5 protein-coding genes are annotated in these 3,887 nt (G+C 71.9%); 2 read left to right on the top strand and 3 right to left on the bottom strand.

What is annotated here, in order from left to right:
- Positions 1–27 precede the first annotated feature (27 nt).
- A complete protein-coding gene (msrB, locus tag ABD151_RS18995) occupies positions 28–432 on the top strand; it encodes a peptide-methionine (R)-S-oxide reductase MsrB (protein ID WP_343996398.1) in 405 nt (134 codons plus the stop codon).
- A gap of 39 nt (positions 433–471) precedes the next feature.
- On the opposite strand, the gene ABD151_RS18990 is transcribed toward msrB, so the two are convergent.
- Positions 472–888, bottom strand: a complete 417-nt coding sequence (locus ABD151_RS18990) for a rhodanese-like domain-containing protein (RefSeq protein WP_343996397.1) — start codon at positions 886–888, stop codon at positions 472–474.
- A complete protein-coding gene (locus tag ABD151_RS18985) occupies positions 885–1,337 on the bottom strand; it encodes a cysteine dioxygenase (RefSeq protein ID WP_343996396.1) in 453 nt (150 codons plus the stop codon). The genes ABD151_RS18990 and ABD151_RS18985 overlap by 4 nt, the downstream gene beginning before the upstream one ends.
- Before the next feature lie 210 nt (positions 1,338–1,547).
- On the opposite strand from ABD151_RS18985, the gene hemQ reads away from it, so the two are divergent.
- Positions 1,548–2,246, top strand: coding sequence for a hydrogen peroxide-dependent heme synthase (gene hemQ / locus ABD151_RS18980; RefSeq protein WP_343996395.1), 699 nt, complete (start codon positions 1,548–1,550; stop codon positions 2,244–2,246).
- 67 nt (positions 2,247–2,313) lie between these two features.
- On the opposite strand, the gene hemG is transcribed toward hemQ, so the two are convergent.
- On the bottom strand, positions 2,314–3,747 hold the full coding sequence (gene hemG / locus ABD151_RS18975) for a protoporphyrinogen oxidase (protein WP_343996393.1): 1,434 nt from the start codon (positions 3,745–3,747) through the stop codon (positions 2,314–2,316).
- Positions 3,748–3,887 lie beyond the last annotated feature (140 nt).

Genomic DNA, 3,887 nt, shown 5'->3' with positions numbered 1-3,887 from the left:
CCATGGGCCTCACGCTACCGTTGTCCCATGGCTTACAACGTGAACAAGAGCGACGCCGAGTGGCGGGCGCAGTTGAGCCCCGAGGAGTTCCAGGTGCTGCGCCAAGCGGGCACCGAGCGCGCCTTCGTCGGCGAGTACACCGACACCGAGACGGTCGGCGTCTACAAGTGCAAGGCCTGCCAGGCGACCTTGTTCACCTCTGACACCAAGTTCCACTCCGGCTGCGGGTGGCCGTCCTTCTACCAGCCGGTGACCGACACCGTGGAGTACATCGAGGACAACTCGCACGGCATGCAGCGCACGGAGGTGCGTTGCGCGAATTGCGGCTCGCACCTCGGCCACGTCTTCCCCGACGGGTTCGGCACCCCGACCGGCGACCGCTACTGCATCAACAGCATCGCGCTCACCCTGGAGACCCCCAGCTCCATGTGACCTGAGGGTCGTCCCGGGGCCGGATCTGCCGCCGTCAGGTCACATTGAGCGGACGGGCAGACCGGCTGCGCGCCACGCATCGAAGCCGCCCACGATGTCGACGGCGGCACCGATCCCGAGCGCACGCAGGTCAGCGGCGATCGGCTGCGACGAGTGGCCGGCGCCACTGAGCACCACCACCCGCGCGTCGTAGGCGGCCTCGGGCCACGCCGTCTCGCTGCGCGGATCGAGGCGCCACTCCAGCAGATGCCGGTCGACGACGCGGGGCAACAGCATCGGATGGGGCCCGCCCTGCCTGCGGCGGGCGATCTCGCTGCGCACGTCCACCAGCAGCACGCCGCCGCGCAGCAGCTCCTGGAACGCGGCCCGGGCGCTGATCCGCCCCGGGACCTCGGTGCCCGCACCGGGAGCGAAGGCCGACGCCTCGAACTCCTGGGCTGCGATCGAGACGCTCATGCCGCACCCCACTCCGCAGCCGCCGGCTCCACGCCGATCGGGTCGAGCAGACGCCCCAGCACCCGGTAGCGCGTCATCGACGCGAGGCGGGGCGAGTAGACGTGGACCGAGGTGGCCGGCACCGTGCCCAGGTTGCGGACGTCGTGCACGTGCGCGGCGGTGAAGGACCACGCGTCCCGCACCCCCACGCTGCGCACAGCGCCGCCCCGGCTGTACTCGGTCAGCCGGCCGGCGATGGTGGTGAACGCGCCTCCGGCGTCGCCGTGGTCGTGCCAGCCCGAGCTGCTGCCGGGCGGCCAGGTGATCAGCCAGGCGTGCAGGTGCTCGCTGGCGATCAGCTCGGTGCGCTGACGGTGCAGCGCGTCAGGGTCGTGCAGGTGAAGCAGTTCGGGGTCGTCCGCGATCTCGCGGAGCGCCTCCAGCAATGGCAGGACTGCCAGAGAAGACATGGTTCCTCCAGGGACGTGTGTGGGTGACGGGAGAGGTCGTCACAGACACAGGTCGCTGGCGGTGCGCAGCAGGTCGACATGGAGGCGCTGGATCAGCCCTCCGCGAATGTCGACCGTGGTACTCATGTTTACGAGTCTGCCCGATCCGCGGCCCGCACGCAACCCGGACCCTCCGTCACCGGATTCACCCGGGCTCGGCACAATGGCGGCATGACCTCGAACGCTGCCCGCGCCCGCGAACTCAACGAGACCATCCGGTACACGATGTGGTCGGTCTTCAAGCTGCGCGACGTCCTCGGTGACGCCGACCGCGCCGCGGAGGCCACTGAGGTCCAGGCGCTCTTCGACGCCCTCGCCGAGGAGGACATCGTCGTCCGCGGCACCTACAACGTCTCCGGCCTGCGCGCGGACGCCGACCTGATGGTCTGGTGGCACGCGGCCACCTCCGAGCAGCTGCAGTCCGCCTACAACCGGCTGCGCCGCACCGCGTTCGGCCGGCGGCTGGAGCCGGTCTGGTCGCAGATGGCCCTGCACCGCCCTGCCGAGTTCAACAAGAGCCACATCCCCGCCTTCCTCGCCGACGAGGAGGCCCGCGCGCACGTCTGCGTCTACCCCTTCGTGCGCTCCTACGAGTGGTACCTGCTCGAGGACGGCGAGCGTCGCCGGATGCTGGCCGAGCACGGCAAGATGGCCCGCGACTACAAGGACGTGCGCGCCAACACCGTCTCCTCCTTCGCGCTGGGCGACTACGAGTGGCTGCTCGCCTTCGAGGCCGACGAGCTCGACCGGATCGTCGACCTGATGCGCCACCTGCGCGCCTCGGACGCCCGTCGCCACGTGCGCGAGGAGATCCCGTTCTACACCGGCGCCCGCACCTCGGTGACCGACCTGCTGGCGCAGCTTCCCTGACGCCGACGACAGATAGCCCCCGAGAACTCACGCAGCTCTCGGGGGCTCTTGCGTTGCCAGGGGCTGGCTAGCTCGCGGTGAGCGAGGCAGCAGCACGCTCCGCGGAGCCGATGCAGGCCGGGATCCCGACGCCGTCGTAGACGGCACCGCACACGGCCAGGCCCGGCACCTCGGCGACCGCGGCGCGGATCGCGGCGACCTTCTCGAGGTGGCCCACCGGGTACTGCGGGAGGCCGCCACCCCAGCGCTGCACGTGGACGTCGACGGGCCGCGCCCGCAGCCCGGTAGCGCTCTCCAGATCGGCCAGCGACCAGGCGACCAGCTCGTCGTCGCTCGCTTGCAGCCCGACCGCCTCACCATGTCGGCCCAGCGAGGTGCGCAGGTGCACCACGTCCTCGCCGTCGAGGGCGCCCCGGCCGGCGTCGCGCACCCAGGACCACTTGCCGAACGAGAACGTCGAGGCCTTGATCCGGCGGCTCTCACTGGGCGGCACCAGGAACCCGGAGACCGATCCGTCGAGTGCGGCGAGTCCGGCCAGGTCCGCGGCCCGGAAGGCGAAGGTCACCACCACCACCGACGCGGTCTCGCAGGAGGCCAGCAGCCGCGAGGCCGCCGGCGCGAGGTCGGCCAGCAGCCGCGCGCTCGGCGCGGACGGCGTCGCCAGCACCACCTGGTCGGCCTGGATCGTCTCGGTGAACGGCAGCCCCGGGACGGCGTCGCCCGCGGCCCGCAGCGCCTCGGCACCGCTCGCCGCGGCACCGATCTCCAGCTCGAACCCGGGGTCCAGCCGCCGCACCGCGCGCACCGGGGCGTTGCGGCGCACGGTGAAGCCGCCGAGCTCGGCGATCCGATCGGGCAGCTGCCCCATCCCACCGGCCAGGCCGGCGAAGACCGGCACGTCGGAGGTCGGCAACGCGGCCGCCTGCTCGACCAGCGAGCCGCGGCGCACCAGCTCCAGCAGCTGCGGCACCGCGGCGGCTGCCGAGATGCGATGGGCATGCCCGGCGTAGACCCCGCCCAGCAGCGGCTCGGTGAGCTGGTCGACCACCTCCTCGCCGCAGCGGCGGGCCAGCAGCTCGCCGACCGAGACGTCACCGTCGATCTCCTCGGGCCCGAGCAGACGCTCCGCCTCGACCGCAGCCAGCCCGGCCGGCGTGAGCAGGCCGGAGGCACGCAGCCCCTCGAGGTCCATCGGCACGCCCATCAACGAGCGTGGCATCGCCCGCAGCTCATCGCGCGACCAGATCCGCGACGAGGCAGGCGTCGGGTGAACGATCTCCAGCCCCAGCTCGCGGGCCAGGGAGACGCCCTCGGGGCGACGGTTCAACATCGCCTCGGCGCCCACGTCGACCCGCACGCCGGCGACGACCTCGGTGCGCAGCTTGCCGCCGATCCGGCTGCTGCCCTCCAGCACGATCACCTCGCGGTCGCCGTCAGCGGCCAACCGGTACGCGGCGACCAGACCTGAGATCCCGCCACCGACCACCACAACCCGCGTCATGGCCCCAGCGTGCCACGCGCCCCGGAGGAGGCCGCGCCCAGTCTCCCCCTACCGATCGTCCCTAACGTTCTGGCTGCCGACACGCCGTCGGCAGCAACCAGAACGTTAGGGACGATCGCCATTTAGGGGGCGCACCAACC

It is taken from the genome of Nocardioides dubius (genome assembly GCF_039528155.1).
Classification (GTDB): domain Bacteria; phylum Actinomycetota; class Actinomycetes; order Propionibacteriales; family Nocardioidaceae; genus Nocardioides; species Nocardioides dubius.
Note: the sequence above shows the minus strand (reverse complement) of the source record. Positions and strands in the feature narration are given on the sequence as shown.